Origin of the sequence: Bradyrhizobium sp. CCBAU 53351, from assembly GCF_015291745.1 — a bacterium.
Taxonomy (GTDB): domain Bacteria; phylum Pseudomonadota; class Alphaproteobacteria; order Rhizobiales; family Xanthobacteraceae; genus Bradyrhizobium.
The window spans coordinates 5,488,962-5,514,643 of sequence record NZ_CP030059.1 but is presented as its reverse complement, the minus strand read 5'-3'; the positions used below and the strand labels follow the sequence as shown (position 1 = coordinate 5,514,643).

Genomic DNA, 25,682 nt, shown 5'->3' with positions numbered 1-25,682 from the left:
GACGCGGCCGCGTCAAATTGTGCGGAGACGCTGAAAAAATTCCGCGCCGCGAGGCAGCTCCGGACGTGGATCGTCGAGGGGCGAGGATCTGGTTCCCCCGGTTGTCGCGCGCGCAAGTTGCAATTTCGGACTTGAACCGGCGGCCTCTTGTGGACTTATGTCGTTTCTATCCCGCCCGAACCAGGGCTCTTCGTCTGGGAGGTCTTGATGATTTCGCGTCGCTCAGTTGCACTTGCGCTCACGATTGCATTGTTGTCCGGCCCGGCGTGGTCGGCCTCCGGCAATGCGATCAAATTGTTCGATACCGACAATGACGGCACGCTCGATCTTGCCGAGGTGAAGAAGGCGGGAGCGGCATTGTTCGCAAAGCTCGATCCGGATCATGACGGCACGCTCGACGCGCGCGAATTGCGCGGACGTCTCTCGGCGAAAGAACTCGCAGCCGCCGATCCCGACCGCGACGGCACGCTGACGCTCGACGAATATCTGTCCGTGGTCGAGCAGCGTTTCAATGCGGCCAATCCCGACAAGGACGGAACGCTGGATGCGAAGGAGCTGAATTCGCGCGCCGGCCGCGCGCTGTTGCGATTGTTGCGGTGAGCGGTGCAATCGGAAAAGACGTGACGAGGGTGGCTTTTTGCGAGCATTTCCGCTCCAACACTCGGAACATCGGGCAGCTCGGCCTGTTCTCTTCGCGATGTCCTGCCCGGCGCCGGGGCAACGCGGCGGGAGAAGAGGAGATGCAGATGAACACGAAACGTTCCGTTCTTGCCGCCTGCGCGATCCTGACCTTGAGCGCCGGCGTTGCCATTGCCGGCCCGTGCAACACGGGCAGCGCCAGCACTGACAAGGATGCCGGTTCTGGTCCGGTCACCGTGGGCTCGGCGCAATCGCACGCGTCCGGTTCAGCCGGCGACTCCAGCCAGCATCCGCCGACGAGCACGATGAATCGTGCGAGCGGCGAAACGCCGGCGTCGTCCGAAGATTCGCAGCGACAGATGCAGAGCCAGCCGACGGCCGCTCAGCGAGCCGAAGGTGCCAAGCCGAACGGCACAACAATGGCCGACAAGGGTTGCTGACGGCGCGGTGCCGTTGGTGTCGATTCGACGCGCGGTGCGTCGCACAGGCAGCGTCTCGCAGGTCGTGTTTGACCAAGAGAGAACTGGCCTTGTCCGAGAGAGAAATGCAGCCGCGAAGAATCGACACAGACGAGCTCGCCAGACGAATCGAGGCTTGAACTGCATCTGACGCAGCCCTAGGTTTTGCGCCGCGCGATGTCGCGCTCAATACCTTGGGGAGACCCCGAATGGCTTGGAAAGCTCCGAAGATCGTGGAAGTGCCGGTCGGCATGGAAATCAACATGTACGCCTGCGCTTCGCGCAAGTAAGACTGACGACCTGCCGCGGCTTCGATGGCAAACGCCTTTGAAGCCGTGGTAGTGTCGGGAATGCGCGCGAGAGCCACCAGCTTCTGGACCATTGCTGCCTGCACGGTCGCGCTTCTGCCCGCATGCGCCGGCGCCGAAGAGGGTTTCGATACCGAGCACATCTTCGGCTTCATGATCGGCACCGATGTCGGCAATCCCGGCGAGCGCGAATTCCAGACCCAGACCACGGGCCGCTTCGGCAAGGGCGCAGGGACCTATCGCGCGCTGGAGAAGGAGGTCGAGATCGAGATCGTGCCGATGCCGAACTTCCGCATCGAGGTCGGAGCCACCGCCAGCCTGCACGACATCACCGGCGTCCCCGATATCGACGACCGCCGCCAATTCAACTTCCAGGGAGCTTCGCTCGACCTGCGTTATCGTTTGCTCGACCGCGAGCGCGCGCCGTTCGGCCTCACCGTCGCCGCCGAGCTTCATGGCGACCGCATCGACGAGACCAGCGGCGCAAAAGGGCGGATGTACGGCACCGAGTTCACGCTGGCCTTCGACCGCGAGCTCATTCCGAACTTCGCCATCGGCGCCCTCAATTTGATCTATCAGCCGGAATGGGCGCGCTTCGAAGTGGCGGGCACTTCCGAGAAGAGCTCGACGATCGGGGCGGCGTTGGCCGGCCTGGTGCGCGTGCGGCCCAACGTGCTGCTCGGCGGGGAGCTGCGCTACTTCCGGCAATATGAAGGTATCGGACTCGGCGAGCTCTCGGGCCAGGCCCTGTTCGTCGGCCCGACCGCCTATGTCCAGCTGTCCGAGCGCTCACGGCTGACCTTGAGCTGGAGCATGCAGGCCTGGGGCCGCCCGGCCGGATCAAGCGGCAATCTCGACCTCGTCAATTTCGAGCGCCACCAGGCCCGGATGGTGTTCGGGGTGAACTTTTAGGTCCTTCCCCACCCACAAAGGGGTGCGGGATCCGAGCCTTTCGCCTGCAGTTCCCGCCCATTCCCCTGGCAAGTTGAAACTTCCCCCTCCGTCGAGCGTATCTTTTCGTGCTAAATCTCCATCGTCCCCTGCCAGAGGATCCCGGCATGAACCCGATTGACCTGGTGGTAACCGTGTGTGCGGTCCTCTCGCCTGCGACCTGCGAGGAGCAGCATCTGATGTTCAACTACGGTGGGTCGCCGCGGCAATGCGCGATGGCCGCACCGCCCTATATCGCGCAATGGGTCGGTGAGCATCCGAAGTGGCAGGCGGTGCGGTGGCGCTGCGAATATCCGCATCCGAACGACAAGGCGTGAGACGCCGCGCTACTTGGTGCAGTCCTTCAGATCCTTGTCGGCAATCGAGAACACCGCGTCCGCCCTGATCTCGATGTCGCGGACCACGCATTGCCGACCGTTGGGATAGCCGACCTTGGCGTCGTAGCGGCCGGGCTCGACGCCGCTGATGCGCAGCCGCTCGTCGTGGTCGACCTCCTTGTCCTTGTCGTTCAAGCACTGGTTCGGGCCCCAGTCGGTCTTGCCGGCGGGTGAAAGCTGAAAGCCGGAGATCGTCTCCGTCGTCAGGTTCCAGAGCCTGATGCCCTTGCCCTTGGCCTGCGCCAGTGCCGCGCCCGGCACCGCGACCAAGAGGATGCCGATCGCAATCAGCCTACGCCGCATTGGTGAGCCCTCCCTCGACGAATTGATCCAGTTGACCACGAGTGTTCATTTCGCTTCAAGCTGCAAGGCCGCCAGCTCGGCCCTGATCCTCACCAGATCGGCTTCGCTGCGCATCGCGCGTGGAATGGCGATCGGCACTTCCTCCACGATACGCGCAGGCCGCGGCGACAAAAAGAACAGGCGGTCGCCGAGCCGGATCGCATCGTCGAGACTGTGGGTGACGAGCAGCGTCATCATCGGGCGGCTCGCCACCAGGGTCGCGATCTCATCGCGCAGGCGGCCGGCGAGCGCGTCGTCGAGCGAGGCGAGGGGCTCGTCGAGCACCAGCAGATCGGGTTCGACGGCGAAGGCGCGGGCGAGCGCAACGCGCCGGGCAAGACCGAGCGACAACTCGCCGGGAAAGTGGCTGCGATGCGCGTCCAGCTCCAGAAACCTGAACAGCTCCGACAGCTTCTCCTCGGTCACATCAGGAGCAGCCAGCCGCACATTCTGCTCGACCGAACGCCACGGCAACAGCCGCGGCTCCTGGAACACCATGCCGATCCGCGCCTGCGGCGGACGGGCGACATGGCCGGTGAACTCGCTGTCGAGACCGAGGATGATGCGCAGCATCGTGCTCTTGCCGCAACCGGAGGGACCGATGAGCACGCCGACCTCGCCGGGGCAAAGCGCGAATTTGAGCGGCGCGAGCACCTCGTGGCTCCCGCCCGCGGCACTCCTGAATGTCTTGCCTGTGATGTCGACTTCAAGCCGCACGGGGCCGCCACCGTGTTGCGCGGGCTTCGAACGGCTGCACCAGCAAGGTTTCGATCACGAGCACGACCGCGGCGAATGTCAGCGAATAGGCGAGCAGCCGCGGCGTGTCGAACAGCTGAAAGGCGACGCCGATCTCGAATCCGACGCCGTTCGGACGTCCGAGCAGTTCGGCGACCAGCACGATCTTCCACACCAGCGACAGTCCGGAGCGGGCGGCGGCCGCGATATAGGGCGCAAGCTGCGGCAGCACGACATGCCGGAACGCGCGCCAGCGCGGCATCGCGAACACGCTCGCCATCTCGTCGAGCGAGCGGTCGAGCGCGCGGGTGCCCTCGCGCAAGGTGACGACCGCGGTCGGCAGCTTGTTGATGGCGATCGCCGCGATCGCGGCGGCCTCGGTGAGACCGGCCCAGATATAGGCCAGCACGATCACGACCAGCGCGGGCAAATTGAGCAGGAGGATCAGCCAGGGATCGCCGAGCCGGTCGGCGAGCCTGACTCGTCCCATGAGGTAGCCGATGGCGCTGCCGAGCGACATCGCCAGCACGAAGGCGAGCGTGACGCGCGCCAGCGTGGCGCCGAGATGCAGGAACAGCGCGCCGGTTGATGCTTCCGCGATCATCACCTCGAGCACAGCCGGCGGGGAGGGCAGCTTCGCGCCTCCGACGAACAGCGCGGCAATCCACCAAGTCACGAGGAAGAGGGCGAACGAGAGAAGACGCAGCACCTCAGTCTCCAGGCACGGCGTGATAGAACGTGCCGGGATCGAGCTCGGCGGCGGGGCCGACGAGGTCGCGGCCACCGGTCTCGGCCAGCACGCGATACAGCACGCGCGCGTCCTGTTCCTCTTCAGCGATGCTCCGGCGCGGAATGCCGTCGCGATAGCGCTCGCGATAGGTCTTGAGCAAGGTGACATCGTTGGTGCCGGTGAGCGGGGCGATCTTGTCCCAGGCCGCATCCGAGGTGACCAGCAATTGCTTGGCCTTGCGGGTCATGGCGATGAAGCGGGCCACGGCGTCCTTGTGGCTTGCCGCCCAGCTTTCGTCGAAGACGTAACCGACCGCGGAGACGGCGCCCTTGGCGCCCAGCTTCGGCAGGATCTCTTCGATGCCGGCGAGGCGCCTGAAACCCTTGGCTTCGAGCTGGGCACAGAAATTCCAGAAGTTCAGGCTCGCCTCCATCTCGCCGTCGAGTGCCTTGGCGGCGATCAAAGGCGGGGCGCCATAGGCGATGGTCGCCTCCGACTTCAGGTCGATGCCGTCCTGCTTCATGCGCGCCTGAAGCAGCAGCCAGCTCTTGTCGATCGCTCCGCCCGCGACGGCGAGCTTGCGGCCCTTCAAGTCGGCAAGCGTCTTGATCGGCGACGATGCCGGCACCATCACGGCGCCGAGCGCACTGGAGTAGGGATAGAAGGTGAGCTTGGCGCCGAGCGCCCGTTCGCGCGACACCCACAGCCAGTCCGACAGGATGATGTCGGCGCTGCCCGCGCGCATCGCGATCTTGCCGGCCTCGGTGCTCGCGAGCTCGGTGACCTCCAGCGCGAGATCCGCCTCCTTGTCGAGCCCGCTCGCGCGGATCGCGGCCAGCTCCCAGGAGAATGTCCCGGTTTTCTGCACCGCGAGGCGGATTGTCTCCGCGGCGCGGCCGGGTGCGGCCAGTGTCAGCATCAGCGTCGTCGCGAGCGCCAATGTTCGACCAAGTGCCCATATCACACCAAGTGCTCTCATCGCCTTGTGAGCCGTTTCCTCTGACAGAGTGCTTTTCAGGACAATACGCATAGCATAGCTTTGCTCGCAACCCGCGGGAGGATGCGCATGAAACTGGCCGGACAGCTACGACCGATTGTCGCCGTATTGACGGTGCTGGCGTCGAGCGCGTGCGTCGCGCGGGCCGAGGAAGCCAACGATTATCCGACGGCGGCGCGCGCGGAGTACGTCTATGGCTGCATGAAGGCCAATGGCGAGAGCCGGCAGTCGATCGAGCAATGCTCCTGCTCGATCGACGTGGTGGCCTCGATCGTCCCCTATGAGCGCTATGTTACCGCGGAGACCGCGCTCAGCATGTCGCAGGTGCGCGGCAATCTCGGCGTCCAGTTCCGCACCTCGGAGCAGGCGAACACGGCGGTGAATGATTTGCGGCGCGCGCAGGCGGAAGCCGAAGTGAGGTGTTTTTGAAGATTTCTTCCTTCTCGCCTTGTGGGAGAAGGTGGCGCGAAGCGCGGGATGAGGGGGATCTCTCCGCGAGCTCATGTGTGGAGAGATAGCCCGCACCCGTCTCGCCGCTGCGCGGCGATCCACTCTCTCCCGCAAGGGGAGAGGGAATCAGAGCAGGCGTCACGACCTAAGTCCCCGGCTTCTCCACATCCCACTCGTTGCGGAAGACGTGTCCCTCCGTGTCCTTGGCTTCCGCGCGGAAACGCTTGGCGCCGTTGGAGACGTAGGTGAAGCGCAGATTAGGATCTTCCGAGATCGAGATGCCGCCTTCCATCGATAGCACGGGGCTACCGTCCTGCGTTAGCTTCAGCTGGTTGACGAAGAAGGCGGGAATATAGAGCTGCGTGACCTGGTCCATCTGCAGGCCGGAATTGTTGGGATGGCCGATCATGATCTGCGCTTCGCGGATGCGGCTCGCCGGCGCCTCCTCGCGCGCGAACTGCCGGTAGCGCATCTGGCCGAGTCGGTTTTGCGCTTCCTCGGCGTTCTTGCCTGCCGGCGCCGAGCAGCCGCCCGAAGCCTTCACATAGACCTTCGAGACATAGAGCTGCCCATCGCTGAGCTCGGCCACCGCGTGGACGTCGGTGTAATTGTTGACGCGCACGCGCGTCGAGATCTCGGTGACATTGGCATCGGGCCCGAGCTCGAACTTCGCGGCCATCGGCGCGGGGTTACGGTCGATCACGAGCGTGATCGAACGGATCCGGCGGCTGTCTGCGGGCGACAGCTTGCTGCGCAAGGTCACCGGCACGATCGCCGCGTCCTCCGCGCGATAGGGCATCTCGATGCCGATGACGGCGCTGCCGTCATTCATGGGCCGGCTGTTGAAGATGTCCTGCACCAGACCCGGCCACGGATCGTAGGCCTCTTCAGCCTGCGCGGGCACGGCGAAGGCGATGCCGAGCAGTGCGGCGATCAGGGGCAGGCGGCGTGTCCATCGGGTCATGGTTGTGGTCCTCTGAGTCAGCGAAGCTGATCTCTGAGTCAGCGAAGCTGATCTCTGAGTCAGCGAAGCTGATCTCTGAGTCAGCGAAGCTGATCTCTGAGTCAGCGAAGCTGATCTCTGAGTCAGCGAAGCTGATCTCCCGCACATGTTAGCGCGCCCGCTACTCCCATTCAATTTCCGAGAATGCTGCAGTTGCGTTCCGGGCGTTGTAATCGCCGAACAGCTCCCAGCGCGGCCGTTCCTCGGCAGCAGCCTTGTCGGCGGCGGCCCGGATCGGCTCGCCGTTCTTATTCAGCACGCGCACGTCGGACAGCAGCGTTGACAGGTAACGCCGTTCATCGGTCAGCGCGGCAGGCCACTCGCTCACGGGTCCGTGACCGGGAACGACGCGTTGCGCCGGAATGGTCTGCAATTCCTTCAATGTGTCGAGCCAGCCGCGGATGCTGCCGTCCATGACCGGAATGTGGCGCAGAAAAACGAGGTCGCCCGCGAACAGGGTCTTGGTCGTCTCGTCGTATACGCTCATGTCGCTGTCGCTGTGCCCGGTCCGCCAGGCGCGCAGGGACAGGCGACGCGATCCGAGATCAAGCGTCATCGTGTCCGAAACCAGGAGGGTCGGAGCAATGATCTTCACGGGATCGATCAGCTCGCTCCCCATGATGCGGCGAAAATTGTCGAGATAATAGGGCCCGCGCGTCGCGAGCGCCTGGGGCAGCTTGCTGTGGCCGACGAAAACAGTGTCTCCGGCCACAAAGGCCGCGTTGCCGAAGACATGGTCGGGGTGCCCATGGGTGTTGATGACATAGCGGATCGGCTTGGGCGTGCGGGCCCGCACGGCGGCCAGCAGGGCCTCGCCTTCACGCAAGCTGCCGCCGGTGTCGATGACGGCCACGGCATCGTCGCCCACGATGAAGCCGACATTGGCGATGTCGCCCTCGTTCTCGCGGGTCATCAGGGCGATGGTCCCGGAGTGTACGAAGATTCCGGTTGCGACTTCGCTCACAGGCAATTCGGCCGTCGCGGCCCGTGCTAGCGTTGCGATCCCCAGCAGGGACAAGGCTGCGATCACTCGAGCGATGCGAGACACTTTTCCGCCTCAGTTCAAAGGATTGGCCGCATTGCACTGCAACAAAAACGAAGTCAGCAAAGTTCGGCGAGACAATTCCTGCAGGACATGGTGCGTCATGCGTTGCATGGATAGCATTCAAACAAAACGAGGAGGAAGCACGATGACGGAGGCCGGACGACATCGTCGCTGGTTATTTTCAATGTGGGTCCTGGTTGCGTCCTGCGCGCTCGGCGATGTCGCCGTGGCGCAGACCAATGACAGCGGCGACCTCTCGTTCGAACTGGTCGACCCGAACGTGCTGCGCGTCTGTGCCGATCCGCGCAATCTGCCGTTCTCGAACGAAAAGGGCGAGGGGTTCGAGAACAAGCTCGCCGAATTCTTTGCCGACAAGCTCAAGAAGAAGCTCGACTATGTCTTCTTCCCGCAGGCCACCGGCTTCGTGCGGATGACGCTGGGCGCGCATCGCTGCGACGTCATCATGGGCTTTCCGCAGGGCGATGACGTCGTGCAGGGCACCAATCCCTATTACCGCACGACCTATGCACTGGTCGCCAAGGCCGGCAGCGGGCTCGAGGACGTCGACACGCTCGAGGATCCGAAGTTGAAGGGCAAGCATGTCGGCATCGTCGCCGGAACGCCGCCCGCGACCAACATGGCCATTGCCGGGCTGATGAGCAATGCAAAGCCCTATCCGCTGATGATCGACACGCGCTACGACAATTCGGCGCAGGCCATGATCGACGACCTCGCCGCCGGCAAGATCGACGCCGGCGTGCTGTGGGGACCGATGGCCGGCTACTACGCGAGGAAAGTCGGCTCGCTTCATGTCACGCCGCTGGTGAAGGAAACCACGGGGCCGAAGCTGGTCTATCGCATCGGCATGGGCGTGCGTCCCGCCGACCAGAACTGGAAGCGGCAGCTCAACAAGCTGATCCAGGAGAACCAGGGCGAGATCAACAAGATACTGATCGACTTCGGCGTCCCGCTGCTCGACGAGAGCGATCGGCCGCTCAATGCGGAGACGGCCAAGAAGTCGCCATGAGACGGCTTCTTGCCACTGCGCTCGTCGTCGCCGCGTTGGCGGCGCCGTCGTTCGCGCAGCAGCAGGAGCCGTTCGAGCCCGAGGGGTATCGCGCCGACAATTACCGCGCGCCGGTGCCGGCGACGCTGGCCGGCGCGCGCGTGCTCACCACGGCGGAAGCCGAGACGATCTGGCGCGCGAAGAGTGGTGCGTTCATCGACGTGCTGCCGAGGCCGCCGAAGCCGAAGAACCTTCCGGAAGGCACGGTGTGGCGCGATGCGCCGCGAAGGAACATTCCGGGCAGCATCTGGCTGCCTGACACCGGCTACGGCTCCTTGCCGCCGGCCATGGATGATTATCTCCAGCGCGGGCTCGCGCGTGTTTCGGGCGGCGACAAGGCCGCGCTGATCGTGATCTATTGCCTTGCCGATTGCTGGATGTCCTGGAACGCCGCCAAGCGGGCGCTGGCCTATGGCTATTCCAACATCGCCTGGTACTCCGACGGCACCGACGGCTGGGAGCGCGCCAAGCTGCCGACGGAAGAGGCGCAGCCGGAGCCGCGGCCGGAGCAGTGAACGACTTGATTGGCCGCGCTACGCATTCGTGTCCCGGACAAGCCGTAACGCGTGAGCGTTGCGGCGCAGAGCCGGACCCAGACGCCGCGAGTTCGTCTGCGACATGGGCCCCGGCTCTGCGGTGCAACGCTGAAGGGCGCTGCACCGCGTCCGGGGCACAAGGAGAAAGACGCATTCTGGCGGGACAAAAGCGGCGAGGCGGACGCCCAATACTTACTGCTTCTGCAACTTCGTCAGCGTGCCGGTGCCGTTATTGTCGGTGGCAGAATAGTTCACCCTGTCGCCGGCATGAACGGCGTCCAGCATCGCGGCGTCCTTGGTCTTGTACTCCTGCAGCGCACCGGCACTCCCGGTGCTGGCGCCGACCGTGCCCTTCTGGGTCTGCTGGATCGAGATCGTGCCGTTGAGCCGGTCAATCCGCATGACCATGCCGGTCATGTCGTCAGCAAACGCGCTGGTTGCGAGCATGCTGAGGGCCGCAGCGCCCGCATAGATAAATCGCGTGGTTCCCATCGAGGCCTCCCGACGTTTTGGAGTTCACTTCGACAAGCCATCCTAGATCGATTTGGTTCCGGCAGATAGCAGGGCAAAGGTTAACCAGGCCGCTCCGGGAACCCGGAGGCAGCCTCGGCAAGGCCGACGCTATTCCATTTCCTGCTGGATCACGCGACCGAGCGCGAACAGGCGCTGGTCGATCGTGGTGGGAACCTCGCAGACGAACCGCACCACCTTGTTGCGGTCCTCGAAAATGCGGGTCTTCCAGATCAGCTCATTGCTGAGCGCCTCGACCTTGGCTTCGTCACGCGGCGTGGCGCCCTGCAGCGCCTGGAGCTGGATGGCCTCCTCGCGGATCTTCTCAGCGGCCTCGCGCTGCTTGCGGCTGACGCGTTCGAGCCCGTTCATGACCTGCGAACGCTGGGCGTTGAGCGTATCGAACAGGCCGGCGAACAGCAGCTTTGCGTTGCTGGCCTTGTCGGTGGAGGAGGCGGCCAGAAAGTCCTTCACCGATTTCTCAGCCTCGTCGATCGGCGTCTTGCGCGCCGACAGTTTGGCGACCAGCGCGGTGATTTTCGTGTCGTTCTTCCATTTGGTCTCGGCATCGTCGAGCGCAGGACCGGCCCAGACGGCGGCAAGCGAGATCTCCGGCACCTTGGCCTGCGTGCAGGGCCAGTTGGGGTAGCGCGGATCGGCCGCGCGCACCGCCGTGCCCGACAGCGCGAGCACCAGGACAGCCGTCGCCAGAACCTTCATCCTTCGCCTCCTGCAGGCCCCCGTCGCGCCAGCCCGCGCGAGGGATCATAGGCCCAAATCGCGCCGATCATGAAGACGATTGTGCAAGCCGCTACCACCGCCAGCGAGATCCAGTTGATCTGCCCGTAGAGTGCAAAACGGATCAGCTCGACCGCATGGGTGAACGGATTGACCTCGCAGAGATAGTACAGATAGGGACTGCCCTCCTGCACCCGCCACAGCGGGTAGAGCGCGGAGGAGGCGAAGAACATCGGGAAGATGACGAAGTTCATCACGCCGGCGAAATTTTCCAGCTGCTTGATGCCGGAGGAGATCAGCATGCCGAGCGAGCCCAGCATCAGCCCGGACAGGATCAGCGCCGGCAGCACGGTGAGATAGCCCGAGGATGGCGGGGTGATGTCCCAGAACCAGGCGATCAGCAGGAAGGCATAGACCTGGAGCAGCGACACTGCGGTGCCCGCCAGCAGCTTGCAGAACAGCAGGAAGCCGCGCGGCAGTGGGCTCACCAGCAGCGTGCGCATGTTGCCCATCTCGCGGTCGTAAACCATCGACAGCGAGGATTGCATGCCGTTGAAGAGCTGGATCATCGCCATCAGCCCGGGCGCGATATAGACCTCGTAGAGGATGTAGGTCTCGTAAGGCGGGATGATGGAGATGCCGAGCACCTGGCGGAAGCCGGCAGCGAAGATGAACAGCCACACCAGTGGCCGCACCAGCGCCGAGACGAACCGCTCGCGCTGATGCAGGAAGCGCAGCCCCTCGCGCCAGACGATGCCGGTGAGACACGTCATGTACTCGGCAAATGAGAAGCCGCGCGGGACCTCGCGCGTCGTGATGCTGCTCATGCGCCGCCTCCCGGCATGGTTTGCGCGCCGGTCAGGCGCATGAAGGCGGTGTTGACGTCCTGCGCGCCGGCTTCGGTAATGACGCGGCTCATCGGTCCCTGCGCCAGCACCTTGCCCTGGTGCAGCACCACGAGGTCGTCGCTTGGCATGATCTCGTCGAACAGATGCGTCGCCCAGAGCACGCCGATGCCTTGCTCGGTCACGAGCTGGCGGACCTGGCTGATGATGTCGGCGCGCGCCTTGACGTCGAGACCGACGGTCGGCTCGTCGAGCAGCAACAGCCGGGGCCGGTGCAGCAGTGCGCGGGCGATCTCCAGCCGCCGCATCTGCCCGCCCGAGAGGTCGCGCACCTTGCTGCCGGCGCGGTCGGAAAGCCCGATGCGGCCGAGCAGCTCGGCGCTGCGCGCGGCGGCCTCGCGGCGGCTGATGCCGTGGAGCGCGGCGTGATAGAGCAGGTTCTGCGTCAGCGACAGGTCGAGATCGAGCGTGCGCGGCTGGAACACGACCCCCAACAATCGTAGCGCCTCGCCCGGGCTCTTGCTGATGTCATGGCCGAAAATGCCGACACGGCCGGACTGGATGCCGAACAGGCGCGTGATCAGCGAGAACAGCGTACTCTTGCCGGCGCCGTTGAGGCCGAGCAGGGCGGTGAAGCTGGCCGGCTGCACATTGAAGGAGACGTCGATCAACGCCCGGCGCGGCCCATAGGCATGGCTGACGCCGTCGATCGAGAGCGCCGGCGCCGCGGCCGGATCGGGGCCCGGCACCTCGCCTGGGTCGGGAATCGGAGCTGGGCTGGTCATGGCGCGATCGTGATGCCCCAGGGCAGCTCGCCCACTTGAATGGTCTTGATCACCTTTTGCGCGGCGACGTCGATGACGGAGACGTCGTTCGAGACGCCGTTGGTGGTCAGCAGATATTTTTCGTCCGGGGTGAACGCCATGTGCCAGACCCGCTGTCCCACCAGCAGATATTTCGTCACCTTGCGCGAGGCGACGTCGACCACGGCGATGCGGTTGGCCGGGCCGAGCGCGACGAAGGCGGTCTTGTCGTCCTTGGTCATGCCGATGCCGACCGGCTGGATCGCTTCTTTCCGCAAGCCCGGGATCTCGAAGGTGACCTTGCCGATCACCGCGTGCTTCCCGGGATCGATGATCGAGACGGTGCCGCCGATCTCGGAGGACACCCACACCTCGGAAGCGTCGTGCTTGAACTCGGCAAAGCGCGGCCGGGCGTCGACCAGCACGTTGGCGACGATCTGGCGCGAGGCGGTGTCGATGAAATGCGCCATATTGGTCGTTTCCGACGTATTGATCAGCGTCTTGCCGTCCGGGCTGATGGTCATGCCTTCGGGCTCGACGCCGACCTGGATGTCGCCGAGCCGGGAGCGCTTCTCGAGGTCGATCACCGTCACCGTGTTGTCGTTCTCGTTGGCGACATAGAGGATCTTGCCGGCGGCATCCTGGGCGAACAATTCCGGATCTGGGCCTGAGGGCAGGCTGTCTACCACGCTCTGCGTCTTGGCATCGATCACCTGGATGGTGTCGTCGTCGCCGACCGCGACCATCACGAACTTGCCGTCGCGCGTGAAATCGATGCCGCGCGGGCGCTGCCCGACCTTGATGGTCTTGGTCACGGTCCAGCTGTCGGTGTCGATCACCGAGACGGTGTTGCTCTTCTCATTCGAGACATAAGCGATGAAGGCATGCGCGGGCGCTGCCGCGAGCGCCAGTCCGGCGAGAAGCCCAACACGCCCCATGCGCAGCATTTGCGTCCTCACTTCAGCTTGCATTTGCTCTCCGGACGGTCATAGCCGAGCGTGTCGAGCTCGGAGACCTGATGCAGAAATCCGTCCTGCGGCGAGACCGACACCACCATGCGGCCGTCGACCAAGAGGATCGGCTGGCGCAGCTGCAGGTTCCAGTCGCGCAAGGTGAGCCGCGTGCCCTTGAAGGCCGCGACCGAGAAGTCCGGGCCCTTGATGAAGTCCGAGACCTTCTTGACGTCGCCCGAGTTGGTGCGCGAGGTGGCTTCCCCGATCATGCGCACCGCGGTCCAGGCCTGCATGTCGAGGGCCGTCATGCGCCGCGAGTTCAGCTTGACGAAGCGGTTCTGCATCTGGATCGCGCCCCACTGGTCCTGCGAAGCGTCCCAACTGCGCGGCACGAGGCCGGCCGAGCCGGCGACAGGCCGCGGATCCCAGGTGCGATAGGGCAGGTAGGCGCCGAACACCTCGCTCTCGTCGGCCGCGACCAAGACGTCATAGGCCGGCGCGCCTTGCGTGAACACCGGCATCTGGCGCTGGATCAGCGTCACGCCGCTGTCGGTACGGCGGGCGCCGCCTTTGTCTTCGAAAGTCTTCTCCTGCACGATCTTGGCGCCAAAGCGTGTGGCGGTGCGCCGGAGCGCGTCCGCGAACAGTTTGTCCTCGTCGTGCGAGCCGACCACCAGCAGCCAGCGCGACCACTTCTTCCACACCAGATACTGCCCGAGCGCATCGGCCAGCATCGCGCGCGTCGGTGCGGTGTGGATGACGTTGGCACGGCAATCGGCTTCGCGCAGCCGCTCGTCGATCGCCCCCGCATTGAACAGAAGCGTGCCACGGTCGCGCAGGGCATCCGAGACTTCCAGGAGCGCATCGGCCGGCAGGTCGGTGATGATGAAGCTGTTCTTCTCGGCGAGCGCGGTCGCCGCCTGCACCGGGTCCTCGCCCTCCTTGATGCGGCGCTCCTCCAGCGCGAACCGCTGGTTGAGAAACTTACCCGTGGTGTTGTTGTCATCGATCGCGAGGCGCGCGCCGGCGACGCCGTCATTCTCCGCAGGAAGTTCGACCAGCGACAGCGTCGATCGGGTGCCGGCGACACCGAGATAGCCGACGCCGATCAGGGCAGGCTCCGCCGCGAGCGCGCTCGTCGCAGCAAGGCCAAAGCCGATCAGACCGGCCAACCATCGGATCATGTTTCCTCCAGGTATTCTCTCCCGCTTGACCGCCGGTAGAGAATTGTCTCTGCTTCAAGCATGACCAATTTGTCAGGGCATGCAACCCCGCATTTCGTCCCCGCGCGCACGAGGACTGGAATCACGATCATGCGAGCATCGATGGTGATCGCCGCTTTGCTGTTGACGCCTGCGGTCGCGCGCGCCGATCCGCCGAAGCTGGCCGTGTTCGATTTCGAGCTGATCGACACCAGCCTGCCCGGGGAGTTCTATGGCTCCAGGCCGGAAGAGGCGCGGCTCCTGCGCATCAGCGAGCAACTGCGTAGGGAATTGACGGAGTCCGGCAGGTTCCAGGTGCTGGACATTGCGCCGGTCAGGGACGCGGCCCGTCACGCCAATTTACAGGCCTGCGGCGGCTGCGATCTCAAGCTCGCCGGGCAGCTCGGGGCAGACCTCGAGATCACCGGCATGGTGCAGAAGGTCTCGAACCTGATCATCAACCTCAACATCTATCTGCGCGACGTGAAGACCGGCGCCATGATCACGGCGGCGAGCGCCGACATGCGCGGCAACACCGATGAAGCCTGGACGCGCACGATGAGCTATCTGATCCGCAACAGGCTGCTGGCGCCGAATTACGGAAAGCGGGAGTAGGGGGAATTACTCGCCGCGACGGCGGTGCACCCTCGCCCCTTGTGGGAGAGGGTGCATTCGCGGAGCGAAGCCGGGTGAGGGGTTCTCTCCGCGAGTCCAACTCTTACCGAATTTGCGAATAGATACCCCTCATCCGGCGCTTCGCGCCACCTTCTCCACAAGGGGAGAAGGGAAGGGCAGCCAGGGCCCCCTCAGCCCTTCAGCTTCTCCGCATGCCAGTGCAGGTGATCGCCCATGAAGGTCGAGATGAAGTAATAGCTGTGGTCATAGCCCGCCTGACGCCGCAGCGTCAGCGGGATGCCCGCCTTGGTGCAGGCGGTTTCGAGCAGTTCGGGCCTCAGCTGCTCCTTCAGGAAATTGTCGGCCTCGCCGACGTCGACCAGGAAGCTTGAAAACTTCGCACCGTCCTCGATCAGCGCCACCGTGTCGTGGCTGCGCCATGCGTCCTTGTTTGGTCCGAGATAGCCCGTGAGCGCCTTGATGCCCCAAGGCACAAGCGAGGGCGCCACGATCGGCGCGAACGCGCTCGCAGCGCGATAGCGATGCGGGTTGCGCAGCGCCACCGTCAGCGCGCCGTGACCGCCCATCGAATGGCCCATGACCGACTGCCGCTTGGCGTCGACGGGAAAATTTCCCGCGACCAGCTTGGGCAGTTCGTCCGTGACATAACTCCACATCCGATAATTGCGCGCGAACGGCTCTTGCGTCGCATCGACATAGAAGCCGGCCCCGAGGCCGAAATCATAGGCGTTGTTGGCATCGCCCGGCACGTCGGTGCCGCGCGGTGAGGTGTCGGGCGCGACGAAGATCAGGCCGAGCTCGGCGCAGGCTTTGCGGAATTCGCCCTTCTCGGTGACGTTGGCATGGGTGCAGGTGAGCCCCGAGAGATACCAGACCACGGGCAGCTTCGCGCCCGCGGCGTGCGGCGGAACATAGACCGAGAATACCATGTCGGTTCCGGTCGCCTGGCTGGCATGGCGATACACACCCTGCACACCGCCGTAGGATTTGTTGGTCGAGACAGTCTGAATCGTCATGCCTTCACTCCGTGGCATCTCACCACATCAACATTGCAACGCTTGTGTGACCGAAATTTGTGGCGTCGTCAGGCGACACCGCTGTCGATCGCCAGCCGCACCAGCTCGACCGAGGTCTTCACTCCGAGCTTCTGGCGCATGATGGACGAGGTGTTGGCGACCGTCTTGTACGACGATTGCACCAGCCAGGCGATCTCGGACAGGCTTTTTCCCGCGCTGAGCAGCCGCAGTATCTCCATCTCGCGCGCGTTCAGCTTCGACAGCGGGCTCTGCGCCAGCGTCGGCCCTGCAAAGGCGATGCTGCGCGCGATCGCGCTCGGCAAGTACGTGCCGCCGCCTCCGACGGCGCGGATCGCCTCGACGAGGTCGTCGGGATCGCCGGTCTTGGAGACGTAGCCCTTCGCGCCGCATTCGATCGCCCGCGCGGCAAAGGCCGGATCGTCGTTCATGCTGAACATGATGATGCGGGCCTCGGGCGCGCGCTCGAGGATGCGGCGCGCGAGCTCGAATCCGGAGACGGTCGGCAAATTGATGTCGATGATGCAGAGGTCCGGGCGCTCGACGATGAAGACGCACTCACCGTCTTCGGCGTCGGCGGCCTCCAGAATCTCGATCTCGCCCTCGTCGGCCAGCACGGCACGGCAGCCGGAGGCGACGATGGGATGATCATCGACGATCAGAATGCGCATAGGCGTTCCCCGCGACAGCGTTCCCCGTGACAAGATTTGCCCATTCTGCGCCGCATGATACCGACATGGGACGGGCGCGTGAGCGATGTGTCCGAGGTCGCCTCATGCAACCCGGGCGGGATTGCTGTACGCTTCCGATTAGATATCCGCCGCTTCGCCTCTGTCAACGTCATCGGACAGGGGCGGGCAGAGCTTCGCGAGGCACGGGCGACACCAATGTGGCAAAATCTATCCTTGCGCGGGCGCATCAACCTGTTGCTGGCGCTGCTGTTGGCGCTGGGGCTCGCCGTCAATATCGGCCGGCAGGTCGCGGAAGCAGGTCCCCGCGTGCAGGCCGAGGACCAGAGCGTGATCCGCCTGGCGCGCGAGTTCATCGAGATGATCGTCGCCGATCTCAACGAAGCGCCCGATCCGGAGGCCAGGCTGAACCAGATCGCACGCGATCTCAGCCGTCTGCGCCATGTCAGCATCGCGCTCCGGGACGAAGCCGGTCGTCCACTGACCACGCCGCGGACAGACGCCGATGATGACACGCGCGGGCCGCCGGCCTGGTTCGTCAGCCTGGTTCATCCCGAGCAGACCGCGGTCAGCGTGCCCGTCTCGATCCATGGCAAGCCGGGCTCGCTCCTGATCACCGCGCATCCCGACGACGAGATCGCCGAGATCTGGGACGCCATCGTCACCCAGCTCGAGGTCGGCTCCGCGATCGCGCTGGCGCTGTTTTTTCTGATGATGACCGTAGTCGGCCGGGCCCTGGCGCCGCTGCGGTCGTTGGCGGAGGCGATGGGGAAGCTCGAAGGCGGACATTACGAGGCCCGTGTCACGCCGGGCGGCGCGCCGGAGCTCGCGGCGATCTGCACCAAGCTCAACCACCTGGCCGCAACGCTTCATGAGGCGGTCGAGGACAAGCGGCGGCTCGCCGAGCGCGCAGTGTCGCTCCAGGACATCGAGCGCAAGGAGATCGCGCGCGAACTGCACGACGAGTTCGGGCCGTATCTGTTCTCGCTGCGCGCGCATGCCAGCGCGCTCGCGAAGCAGGCGGATGGACGCGTTCCGAGCACCGAGGCTGTGCGAAAACACGGCAGCGCCATGCTGGAGCAGATCAACGCGCTGCAGCAGTTCAATCGCCGCGTGCTGGAGCGGCTCCGGCCCGTCGGTCTCGCTGAACTGGGCCTGCGGCAGGCGCTCGAATCGCTGTCGCGGCTGTGGCGGGAATCGCATCCCGATGTCGCGATCGAGACCGTGATCTCACCCTCGCTGGGCGCGACGGGTGAGACCGCCGACCTCACCATCTACCGCATCGTGCAGGAGGCGCTCACCAACGTGTTCCGCCACGCCGGAGCGACCTCGGTCAATGTCGTCATCGAGCCGGCGGAGCAGATGGCGAACGATGGCCGCTTCTGCGCCCGGGTACGGGTCAGCGACAATGGCCGCGGCATGGAGCCGGGCCAGAAGCTCGGCTTCGGCCTTGTCGGCATGCGCGAGCGGATTCTGGCGCTCGGCGGCACGCTCAACGTCGTCTCCGGCGCCGGCGGCTTGACGGTGGAGGCGCTGGTTCCGACTGCGGCCGCCTAGTCGCGCCTGAGGCGGTCGGGAATAATTCCCGATTTCATCGGGAAAACGGGTGCGGATATTGCCCGACCTTTTGTGGCTGGCGCACCCATTGCGGCCGAATACACTCGTCCCGACCAATCGGCGAAGAGCAAAACAGCCGGTGGTCACGGATGGGAAGGCGGGGATGGGCAAGGTTCTTCGGTTCAAGCGTCATGTGTTGATGGTGTCGACCGGTCTGGTGTCCGGGCTGGTGTTCGCGGGCCCCGCCGGGGCCGCGCCGGACGAGGAGACCAACGTCCAGAACTTGCCGCCGGTCGAAGTGGCGGCGCCGCCGCCATCGGTGGCGAGGCGCACGGCGCCGACCAGGACGGTCGCGCGCATCGGGGCGGCGCAGTCCGCGAGCCCTCGCACACGCATCTACGTCTACCCGACCGCGCCGGGTGCGGGCAGGGGTCTCGATGTCGACAAGGTCCCATCGGCGATCAACGCCGTCGATCCGAGCCAGATCAAGCGCACCGGTTCGCTGAACATCACCGATGCTCTGCGCGACAACATCGCCGGCGTCAACATCACTGAGGTCACCGGCAATCCGTTCCAGCCGGATGTCGAATTCCGCGGCTTCGTCGCCTCGCCCGTGACGGGCACGCCGCAGGGCCTGGCGGTGTATCAGAACGGCGTGCGCATCAACGAGGCCTTTTCGGATGCCGTCAATTGGGATCTGATCCCGACCGCTGCGATCAGATCGGTGACGCTGGTGACCAACAATCCAGCCTTCGGCCTCAACGCGCTAGGCGGCGCCATCAATCTGCAAATGAAGGACGGCTTCACTTACCAGGGCGCCGAGATCGACGTGATGGGCGGCTCGTTCGGGCGCATCCAGGGCTCGGCGCAATGGGGCAAGCAGGTCGACAAGAACTACGGCGTCTACGCCGCGCTCGAAGGCCTGCGTGACAACGGCTTCCGCAATTTCTCGCAATCGACCGTGCGGCGCTTCTACGGCGATGTCGGCTACAAGGCCGGCGACAGCGAATTCCACGCCAATATGGGCGTCGCCAAGAACGATTTCGGCGCCAGCGCCACCGTCCCGGCCGAGCTGCTCGACAAATATTGGGGCGCGACCTACACCACCCCGCAGACCACATCCAACCGCGTCGGCTATCTCAATCTGACCGGCAAGGCCGATGCGACGCCGACCTGGACCCTCGAAGGCGCTGCGCATGTGCGCAGGTACGAGCAGAAGCTGGTCGACGGTAATCCGACTGACGCGCAGGAGTGCGCCGATCCGGCATTGCTCTGCTTCGGCGATGACGCCACGCCCGCGAATGGCGCGGGCGGCGTTCAGCTTGCCAATCCCTTTGCGCCGGGAACGATCCTCGGCGAGATCGACCGCAGCACGATACGTTCGACCAGTATCGGCGTGTCAGGGCAGGCTACCAACACCGATCAACTGTTCGGGCATGACAACCGCTTCGTGATGGGCGCGAGCTATGACGCAGGCGTCACGCGGTACAACGCCACCGCCGAGATCGGTTCGATCGGGGAAAACTATGTCGTCAACGGGAGCGGCCTCTTCCTCGGGCCGACCGGCCAGCCGACGACAGTTGCCGGCCCCGTCTCGCTGCGGACCGTCAATCAATATAACGGCCTCTATGCGATGGACACCTTCAACGTTACGAATGCCTTCGCCATCACCGGCGGCGGCCGTTTCAACATTGCGCGGATTTCGCTGGAGGATCAGCTCGGAGCCGATCTCAACGGCGATCACACCTTCACTCGCTTCAATCCGGTGATCGGCGGCACCTACAAGATCACGCCGGAGTTGACCGCCTATGCCGGTTACTCCGAGGCCAACCGCGTGCCCACGCCGCTCGAGCTCGGCTGCTCCGATCCAGCCCGCCCCTGCCTGATCGCGGCGTTTCTGGTCTCCGACCCGCCGCTCAAGCAGGTGGTGTCCAAGACCGTGGAAGCCGGCCTGCGCGGCACCAAGGAGTTGAACATCGGCACCCTCGGCTGGAAGATCGGCGGCTTCCGCGCGACGAATTACGACGACATCGTGGCGGTACCCGTCGTCGGCCGAACCGGCTTCGGCTATTTCTCAAACGTCGGCCGGACCCGCCGGCAGGGCCTCGAGGCCGAAGTCAACATCAAATCGCCGACGCTGCAGTTCCAGGCGAGCTACGCCTTCGTCGACGCGCGCTATCTTGACCCGCTCGAGCTCGGCTCGGAAAGCCCGTTTGCCGACGGTAACGACAACATCCATGTCGTTCCCGGCAACCAACTTCCCGCCATCCCCCGCCACCGGGTCAAGGTCGGCGTCGACTACGCCGTGACCGACGTCTGGAAGGTCGGCGGCAACGCGCTGTTCGTCTCCAGCCAATATCTGGTCGGCGACGAGTCCAACCAATATGCCAAGCTGCCGTCCTATACCGTGTTCAATCTCCATACCTCCTACCAGGTGGCGAAAAACATCCAGCTCTACGGCCGCGTCGACAACGTCTTCGACAAACGCTACGCGACCTATGGACAGTTCTTCGACCGGGAGGCCTTGCCCAACTTCACCAATGGCGGCGCCGAATTCACCGACCCGCGCTCGCTGAGCCCGGCCCGGCCGCGGGCGTTCTACGCGGGGATGAGGGTGACGTTCTAGGTACGGGTGCCGCGCCCCTGGTGTCCGCGATGGCGCTCGCTGAGCTTGGCAGAATATTCCGCCTCCGGCATGATGGTTTCGGAGGCTTGCTTTGCCGTGTCGTTGAAGAATCCGGATGCCGTCGCTTCGATCGTTGCAGCGCTTCGGCGCGTCTATGGCGATGAGATCGCGCGACTCATGCTCGTCGAGGGTATGACCCTCGCCGACTTGATCGATGCGATGTTTTCCGCGTCCCCGAGCCACCGCGATGCCGTTCGAGACATTACCGACGGATTGGACGATTTCGTCGTTTCGCCGGACCTCGGTCTGATGTGGCACCTCAAGTACATCTATGGCGACGAGCCCGGCTCACTGCACGTCGTGGACATGGAGATCGCCACGCCGAATGGCACGCTGGCAAGCAAGGACGTCTGGCTTCGTCTGTCATCTTAGAGGCGCGGTCCTTTGGACGATCTGGTCCCGGCACCGGCAAAGAGCGGGACGTCGTCGTCTTCACCAATCAGAAACCATGTCAAATGATCCGAAAAGTTTAACGAAACTGCTCGGCGATCTCCGCGTCAGTTTGTCGGAGGGCCGATGTCATGACAGAGCGCCAATTGAGAGAGCAGGAATGCCGGATCGCGCGTTACCGGCGGTTGGAGCGGGAGGTTACGGATCCGCTTGCGGCGTGTCTGCTTCACGGCATCGTCGAGGAGCTTGAAGCCGAGCTGCGCAAGGACAGGCCGGATTGGCACGGGCCGCGCGATTAACGCTTTCTTAGCGCTAATCATGCGGATTATCGTGGAGGGATGCCAGGGGAGACTGCTCCCATGCTGAAGGACGGGACATACGCGGCGTGGTACAAGACGCCGCTCGACCAGGGTACCGGGATCGTCCATGTCGCGGATGGACAGATCTGGGGCCGCGACAGCCTGATGACCTATCATGGCTCGTGTCACGTCGACGGAGATCGCTTCACCGCCACCGTGTCGACGAAGCGCCATACCAACGGCCGTGCAACGGTGTTCGGCGTGGACGACGAGCTCACGTTGGACATCGAGGGAAACTGCCCCGGCAAGATCGCGACCTACACCGCGACGGCACAACAAGTGCCCGGAATGATTCTCCAGGGAACGCTCATTCTCACCGAACAGAAGCCGCCGGCCGGTGAACAACGAGCCGAGCAGCGCCCGGCGTTCAATCCCGACAAGCTGCCGAAGTTGCCCAAGCGCTCGCGCTAAGCGGTGAAGCCTGCGCGGCGGCCGGCCCGCAGCCATATGTCGCGCGCCAGGCCGCGCAATTCTGCATCCGGTTTTTCCCAAACCTTGCTTCTCAAACCGCCCCGGACTCGCCATTGTGCGCCCGCAACAGTTCGAAGGCGGAGAAGCAGCAATGTCGGACAAGGTCTCGCGTCGCAGGTTCGCGAAAATCGCGGGGCTGTCCGCAGCCGGCTTGACCGGTCCGCTCGACGCGGCAAAGGCGAAGCCAGCGCCGCCGCCGCGCGCCGGCTTTCCGGCGGGCTTCGTCTGGGGTACGGCGACCTCGTCCTACCAGGTCGAGGGCGCGGTCGACGAGGACGGGCGAGGGGCCTCGATCTGGGACAAGTTCGTGCGCATCCCCGGCAAGATCGAGGACGGCACCACCGGCGACCGTGCCAATGAGCATTATCACCGCTACAAGGAGGACATCGCGCTGATCAAGGCGCTGGGCTGCAAGGCTTACCGCTTCTCGGTGGCCTGGCCGCGGCTGTTCCCGGATGGCGACGGCAAGCCCAACCCGAAGGGGCTCGACTTCTACAATAGGCTGGTCGACGAGCTCCTGAAGAACGGCATCGAGCCGTGGCTGACGCTCTATCATTGGGACCTGCCGCAATCGCTTCAGGATCGCTTCGGCGGCTGGCGCTCGACGGAAACCTGCAAGATCTTCGGTGACTACGCGGCTTATGTCGCCGAGCATCTGACCGATCGCGTCAAGAACGTCTTCACGTTGAACGAGAGCGGGCGCTTCGTCTATTTCGGCTACGGCATCGGCATCGACGCGCCGGGCTTGAGGCTGCCGCAAGCCGAGGTCAACCAGATCAGGCACAACAGCGCGCTGGCGCACGGGCTCGCGGTGCAGGCCGTGCGCGCCCACGGCCGGCGCGGCACCAGGGTCGGGCCGGCCGAGAACATCGATGCCTGCGCGCCCGCGATCGACACGCCGGAGAACGTTCGTGCCGCCGAGATCGCGCTGCGCGAGATGAACGCCGGCTATCTCAACGTCATCATGACTGGCCGCTACACCGACGCCTTCCTGAAATTCGCCGGCGCCAACGCGCCGAAATTCACCGACGCGGAACTCAAGATCATCTCCTCGCCGGTCGATTTCCTCGGTCTCAACATCTATGCGCCGCAGAACTACGTGGTGGCCTCCGATCAGGGCGCGGGCTTCATGCCGCTGCCGATCCCGAAATCGTTCCCGCACATGAATTCGGACTGGCTGCGCGTCGGGCCGGAGACGCTCTATTGGGTGCCGAAGCTGGCGGCAAAGATCTGGAAGACGGATGCGATCTATATCAGCGAGAACGGCGCCTCCGGCGACGACGTCGTCACGCCGGACGGCAAGATCTACGACACCGACCGCATCATGTACCTGCGCAACTATCTCGCCCAGCTGCAGCGCGCCACGGCCGAGGGCGTGCCGGTGCGCGGCTATTTCCTCTGGAGCCTGATGGACAATTTCGAGTGGGTCTACGGGCTGAACAAGCGTTTCGGGCTGTACCATGTCAATTTCGACACCCAGGTCCGCACGCCGAAACTCAGCGCCAGCTTCTATCGCAACGTGATCGCGAAGAACGCGGCGGGGGCGTGATGTCTTCTCCCGCGTAAAATCACCAGAGGTCGTCATGCCCGGGCTTGTCCCTGGACATCCACGTTATTCGCGCCGCGTAGCAAGACGTGGATGGCCGGGACAAGCCGGCCATGACGTCGCGGAGGCTTTCGTGCGGCGGAAAATCCGGGTGAGGGGCGGGAGAGGGCGTGGGCGCCCACGCATTGACTCTCCTCTTCCCCTTATTCAGAACCGTCCTCAACGCTCAAAACAAAGAGGACAACGCCCATGACCGATGCACTCATCATCGATGCCTGCCGCACCCCGCGCGGCGTCGGCAAGGCCGGCAAGGGAGCGCTTTCGGGCATCCATCCGCAGCAGCTCGGCGCAACCGTGCTGCGCGCGCTCGCGGAGCGCACCGGCATCAACACGGCCGACGTCGACGACATTGTCTGGGGCTGCAGCGCGCAGGTCGCGACGCAAGGCGGCGATCTCGGCCGGATGTCGGCGCTCGATGCCGGCTACGACGTGCGCGCCAGCGCCGTGACGCTGGACCGTTTTTGCGGAAGCGGCATCACCAGCGTCAACATGGCGGCATCCTCGATCATGGCAGGCGCGGAAGACCTCGTCATCGCGGGCGGCTGCGAGATGATGTCGATGGAAGGACGCCGCGGCTCAGGTCCGATGATGATGGACAACGGCAATCTGCGTCTGCGGGCAAAGCATCCGCAGTCGCATCAGGGCGTCTGCGCGGACGCGATCGCGACGCTGGAAGGCATTACCCGGCGGGACGTCGACGCGCTCGGGCTGGAGAGCCAGAAGCGCGCCGCGCACGCGATGACGAACGGCTATTTCAAGAAGAGCCTCGTGCCCGTTCACCGGGAGGACGGCAGCCTCGCGCTCGACCATGAGGAATATCCGCGGCCGCAGACCACGATGGAGGGGTTGAGCAGCCTGAAGCCGGCATTCCCCGCGGTCGCCGACTACGTGCTCGACGACAAGGGCACGACCTATCGCGGCCTGATCCTGCAGAAATATCCGGACCTGAACATCGACTTCGTGCACCACGCCGGCAATTCCTCCGGCGTCGTCGACGGCGCCGCCGCCATCCTCCTGGCTTCACCTGCTTACGCCAAAGCGCATGGCCTCAAAGCCCGCGCCCGCGTCGTCGCGATGGCGAACATGGGAGACTCGCCGACCCTGATGCTGAACGCGCCGGTGCCGGCGACGCGCAAGGTGCTGGCAAAGGCGGGCCTCTCCATCGACGACATCGACCTGTTCGAGATCAACGAGGCGTTCGCGGTGGTGGCGGAAAAATACATCCGCGACCTCAAGCTCGATCGCGCCAAGGTCAACGTCAATGGCGGCTCGATCGCGCTCGGGCATCCCATCGGTGCCACCGGCTCGATCCTGATCGGCACCGTGCTCGACGAGCTCGAACGGCGCGACCTCAAACGCGGTCTCGTCACCATGTGCGCCGCCGGCGGCATGGCGCCCGCCATCATCATCGAGCGCGTCTAGCCTTATTTTCTAGGGTGAAACACGCGCCTCCTTTGACAAAGAGGCCGGTCGTCGCTTGTCGAAAGTGGCGAATCAGTTCTAGCAAGATGTCGTGCGGGCCTTTGAAACAAGGCAAAATCCGCTGCCTGAGGCTTCTCCCGCTCT

The 25,682-nt window shown here is 64.6% G+C and carries 30 protein-coding genes; 16 read left to right on the top strand and 14 right to left on the bottom strand.

Annotation, left to right across the window (positions count from 1 at the left end):
- The first annotated feature begins 207 nt into the window (after positions 1-207).
- The 5 genes from XH83_RS26235 to XH83_RS26215 all read left to right on the top strand — a co-directional run bounded on the left by XH83_RS26235 (position 208) and on the right by XH83_RS26215 (position 2,673).
- Positions 208-600 (top strand): EF-hand domain-containing protein, encoded by a 393-nt coding sequence (locus tag XH83_RS26235; protein WP_194403578.1) that lies wholly within the window; start codon positions 208-210, stop codon positions 598-600.
- Positions 601-740: 140 nt separating this feature from the next.
- Positions 741-1,079 (top strand): hypothetical protein, encoded by a 339-nt coding sequence (locus tag XH83_RS26230; RefSeq protein ID WP_194403577.1) that lies wholly within the window; start codon positions 741-743, stop codon positions 1,077-1,079.
- A 227-nt stretch (positions 1,080-1,306) separates the two neighbouring features.
- Positions 1,307-1,387, top strand: coding sequence for a pyrroloquinoline quinone precursor peptide PqqA (gene pqqA, locus XH83_RS26225; protein ID WP_008562446.1), 81 nt, complete (start codon positions 1,307-1,309; stop codon positions 1,385-1,387).
- Positions 1,388-1,411: 24 nt separating this feature from the next.
- Positions 1,412-2,317 carry a hypothetical protein gene (locus tag XH83_RS26220; protein WP_194403576.1) on the top strand — a complete coding sequence of 302 codons (906 nt, stop codon included), beginning with the start codon at positions 1,412-1,414 and terminating at the stop codon, positions 2,315-2,317.
- Between the two features lie 146 nt (positions 2,318-2,463).
- Positions 2,464-2,673, top strand: coding sequence for a hypothetical protein (locus XH83_RS26215; RefSeq protein ID WP_194403575.1), 210 nt, complete (start codon positions 2,464-2,466; stop codon positions 2,671-2,673).
- A 9-nt stretch (positions 2,674-2,682) separates the two neighbouring features.
- Here XH83_RS26215 and XH83_RS26210 read toward each other — a convergent pair whose 3' ends face one another.
- The 4 genes from XH83_RS26210 to XH83_RS26195 are packed head-to-tail and all read right to left on the bottom strand — an operon-like array spanning position 2,683 to position 5,519.
- Positions 2,683-3,036, bottom strand: a complete 354-nt coding sequence (locus XH83_RS26210; protein WP_194403574.1) for a hypothetical protein — start codon at positions 3,034-3,036, stop codon at positions 2,683-2,685.
- A 45-nt stretch (positions 3,037-3,081) separates the two neighbouring features.
- Complete coding sequence (locus XH83_RS26205; RefSeq protein ID WP_194403573.1) at positions 3,082-3,792, bottom strand: ABC transporter ATP-binding protein; 711 nt, start codon at positions 3,790-3,792, stop codon at positions 3,082-3,084.
- Positions 3,782-4,519 (bottom strand): ABC transporter permease, encoded by a 738-nt coding sequence (locus tag XH83_RS26200; protein ID WP_194403572.1) that lies wholly within the window; start codon positions 4,517-4,519, stop codon positions 3,782-3,784. The genes XH83_RS26205 and XH83_RS26200 overlap by 11 nt, the downstream gene beginning before the upstream one ends.
- Position 4,520: 1 nt before the next feature.
- The gene (locus XH83_RS26195; protein WP_194403571.1) at positions 4,521-5,519 is read right to left on the bottom strand and encodes an ABC transporter substrate-binding protein; all 999 of its coding nucleotides are present in this window, start codon (positions 5,517-5,519) and stop codon (positions 4,521-4,523) included.
- An 87-nt stretch (positions 5,520-5,606) separates the two neighbouring features.
- Between XH83_RS26195 and XH83_RS26190 the strand changes: the two genes are divergently transcribed.
- A complete protein-coding gene (locus tag XH83_RS26190; RefSeq protein WP_194403570.1) occupies positions 5,607-5,966 on the top strand; it encodes a hypothetical protein in 360 nt (119 codons plus the stop codon).
- Between the two features lie 166 nt (positions 5,967-6,132).
- Here the strand turns inward: XH83_RS26190 and XH83_RS26185 are convergent, their stop codons facing one another.
- Positions 6,133-6,951 carry a quinoprotein dehydrogenase-associated SoxYZ-like carrier gene (locus XH83_RS26185; RefSeq protein ID WP_194403569.1) on the bottom strand — a complete coding sequence of 273 codons (819 nt, stop codon included), beginning with the start codon at positions 6,949-6,951 and terminating at the stop codon, positions 6,133-6,135.
- Positions 6,952-7,111: 160 nt separating this feature from the next.
- A complete protein-coding gene (locus tag XH83_RS26180; RefSeq protein ID WP_194403568.1) occupies positions 7,112-8,038 on the bottom strand; it encodes a quinoprotein relay system zinc metallohydrolase 2 in 927 nt (308 codons plus the stop codon).
- A gap of 142 nt (positions 8,039-8,180) precedes the next feature.
- On the opposite strand from XH83_RS26180, the gene XH83_RS26175 reads away from it, so the two are divergent.
- Together XH83_RS26175 and XH83_RS26170 are read left to right on the top strand one after the other, a co-directional pair.
- On the top strand, positions 8,181-9,062 hold the full coding sequence (locus XH83_RS26175; RefSeq protein WP_194403567.1) for a substrate-binding domain-containing protein: 882 nt from the start codon (positions 8,181-8,183) through the stop codon (positions 9,060-9,062).
- On the top strand, positions 9,059-9,616 hold the full coding sequence (locus XH83_RS26170) for a PQQ-dependent catabolism-associated CXXCW motif protein (protein ID WP_194403566.1): 558 nt from the start codon (positions 9,059-9,061) through the stop codon (positions 9,614-9,616). The genes XH83_RS26175 and XH83_RS26170 overlap by 4 nt, the downstream gene beginning before the upstream one ends.
- Positions 9,617-9,829: 213 nt before the next feature.
- Here XH83_RS26170 and XH83_RS26165 read toward each other — a convergent pair whose 3' ends face one another.
- The 6 genes from XH83_RS26165 to XH83_RS26140 all read right to left on the bottom strand — a co-directional run bounded on the left by XH83_RS26165 (position 9,830) and on the right by XH83_RS26140 (position 14,670).
- On the bottom strand, positions 9,830-10,129 hold the full coding sequence (locus XH83_RS26165) for a copper-binding protein (RefSeq protein ID WP_194403565.1): 300 nt from the start codon (positions 10,127-10,129) through the stop codon (positions 9,830-9,832).
- 129 nt (positions 10,130-10,258) lie between these two features.
- Positions 10,259-10,867: a hypothetical protein gene (locus XH83_RS26160; protein ID WP_194403564.1), complete on the bottom strand. Its 609-nt coding sequence runs from the start codon at positions 10,865-10,867 to the stop codon at positions 10,259-10,261.
- Entirely contained in the window at positions 10,864-11,712 is an 849-nt protein-coding gene (locus tag XH83_RS26155) for an ABC transporter permease (RefSeq protein WP_194403563.1), read from the bottom strand. Before XH83_RS26155 ends, XH83_RS26160 begins: the two co-directional genes overlap by 4 nt.
- Entirely contained in the window at positions 11,709-12,515 is an 807-nt protein-coding gene (locus XH83_RS26150) for an ABC transporter ATP-binding protein (protein ID WP_194403562.1), read from the bottom strand. Before XH83_RS26150 ends, XH83_RS26155 begins: the two co-directional genes overlap by 4 nt.
- Positions 12,512-13,504 carry a YVTN family beta-propeller repeat protein gene (locus XH83_RS26145; protein WP_305825905.1) on the bottom strand — a complete coding sequence of 331 codons (993 nt, stop codon included), beginning with the start codon at positions 13,502-13,504 and terminating at the stop codon, positions 12,512-12,514. Before XH83_RS26145 ends, XH83_RS26150 begins: the two co-directional genes overlap by 4 nt.
- On the bottom strand, positions 13,489-14,670 hold the full coding sequence (locus XH83_RS26140) for an ABC transporter substrate-binding protein (protein WP_194403561.1): 1,182 nt from the start codon (positions 14,668-14,670) through the stop codon (positions 13,489-13,491). The genes XH83_RS26145 and XH83_RS26140 overlap by 16 nt, the downstream gene beginning before the upstream one ends.
- A gap of 129 nt (positions 14,671-14,799) precedes the next feature.
- On the opposite strand from XH83_RS26140, the gene XH83_RS26135 reads away from it, so the two are divergent.
- A complete protein-coding gene (locus tag XH83_RS26135; RefSeq protein ID WP_246776327.1) occupies positions 14,800-15,303 on the top strand; it encodes a DUF3280 domain-containing protein in 504 nt (167 codons plus the stop codon).
- 191 nt (positions 15,304-15,494) lie between these two features.
- Here the strand turns inward: XH83_RS26135 and fghA are convergent, their stop codons facing one another.
- A complete protein-coding gene (gene fghA, locus XH83_RS26130) occupies positions 15,495-16,340 on the bottom strand; it encodes an S-formylglutathione hydrolase (protein WP_194403559.1) in 846 nt (281 codons plus the stop codon).
- A 68-nt stretch (positions 16,341-16,408) separates the two neighbouring features.
- Positions 16,409-17,029, bottom strand: coding sequence for a response regulator transcription factor (locus tag XH83_RS26125; protein ID WP_018320706.1), 621 nt, complete (start codon positions 17,027-17,029; stop codon positions 16,409-16,411).
- A gap of 216 nt (positions 17,030-17,245) precedes the next feature.
- Between XH83_RS26125 and XH83_RS26120 the strand changes: the two genes are divergently transcribed.
- The 7 genes from XH83_RS26120 (at position 17,246) to XH83_RS26090 (ending at position 25,538) form a co-directional block, all read left to right on the top strand.
- Positions 17,246-18,604: a histidine kinase gene (locus XH83_RS26120; RefSeq protein ID WP_194403558.1), complete on the top strand. Its 1,359-nt coding sequence runs from the start codon at positions 17,246-17,248 to the stop codon at positions 18,602-18,604.
- Positions 18,605-18,767: 163 nt separating this feature from the next.
- On the top strand, positions 18,768-21,230 hold the full coding sequence (locus XH83_RS26115; protein WP_194403557.1) for a TonB-dependent receptor: 2,463 nt from the start codon (positions 18,768-18,770) through the stop codon (positions 21,228-21,230).
- Positions 21,231-21,326: 96 nt separating this feature from the next.
- The gene (locus tag XH83_RS26110) at positions 21,327-21,662 is read left to right on the top strand and encodes a hypothetical protein (protein ID WP_371746150.1); all 336 of its coding nucleotides are present in this window, start codon (positions 21,327-21,329) and stop codon (positions 21,660-21,662) included.
- A gap of 149 nt (positions 21,663-21,811) precedes the next feature.
- Positions 21,812-21,979: a hypothetical protein gene (locus XH83_RS26105; protein ID WP_164937874.1), complete on the top strand. Its 168-nt coding sequence runs from the start codon at positions 21,812-21,814 to the stop codon at positions 21,977-21,979.
- Positions 21,980-22,039: 60 nt separating this feature from the next.
- Positions 22,040-22,450 carry a hypothetical protein gene (locus tag XH83_RS26100; RefSeq protein ID WP_194403556.1) on the top strand — a complete coding sequence of 137 codons (411 nt, stop codon included), beginning with the start codon at positions 22,040-22,042 and terminating at the stop codon, positions 22,448-22,450.
- 151 nt (positions 22,451-22,601) lie between these two features.
- Positions 22,602-24,059 carry a GH1 family beta-glucosidase gene (locus tag XH83_RS26095; protein WP_194403555.1) on the top strand — a complete coding sequence of 486 codons (1,458 nt, stop codon included), beginning with the start codon at positions 22,602-22,604 and terminating at the stop codon, positions 24,057-24,059.
- 246 nt (positions 24,060-24,305) lie between these two features.
- Positions 24,306-25,538 carry an acetyl-CoA C-acetyltransferase gene (locus XH83_RS26090; protein WP_194403554.1) on the top strand — a complete coding sequence of 411 codons (1,233 nt, stop codon included), beginning with the start codon at positions 24,306-24,308 and terminating at the stop codon, positions 25,536-25,538.
- Positions 25,539-25,682: the final 144 nt, after the last annotated feature.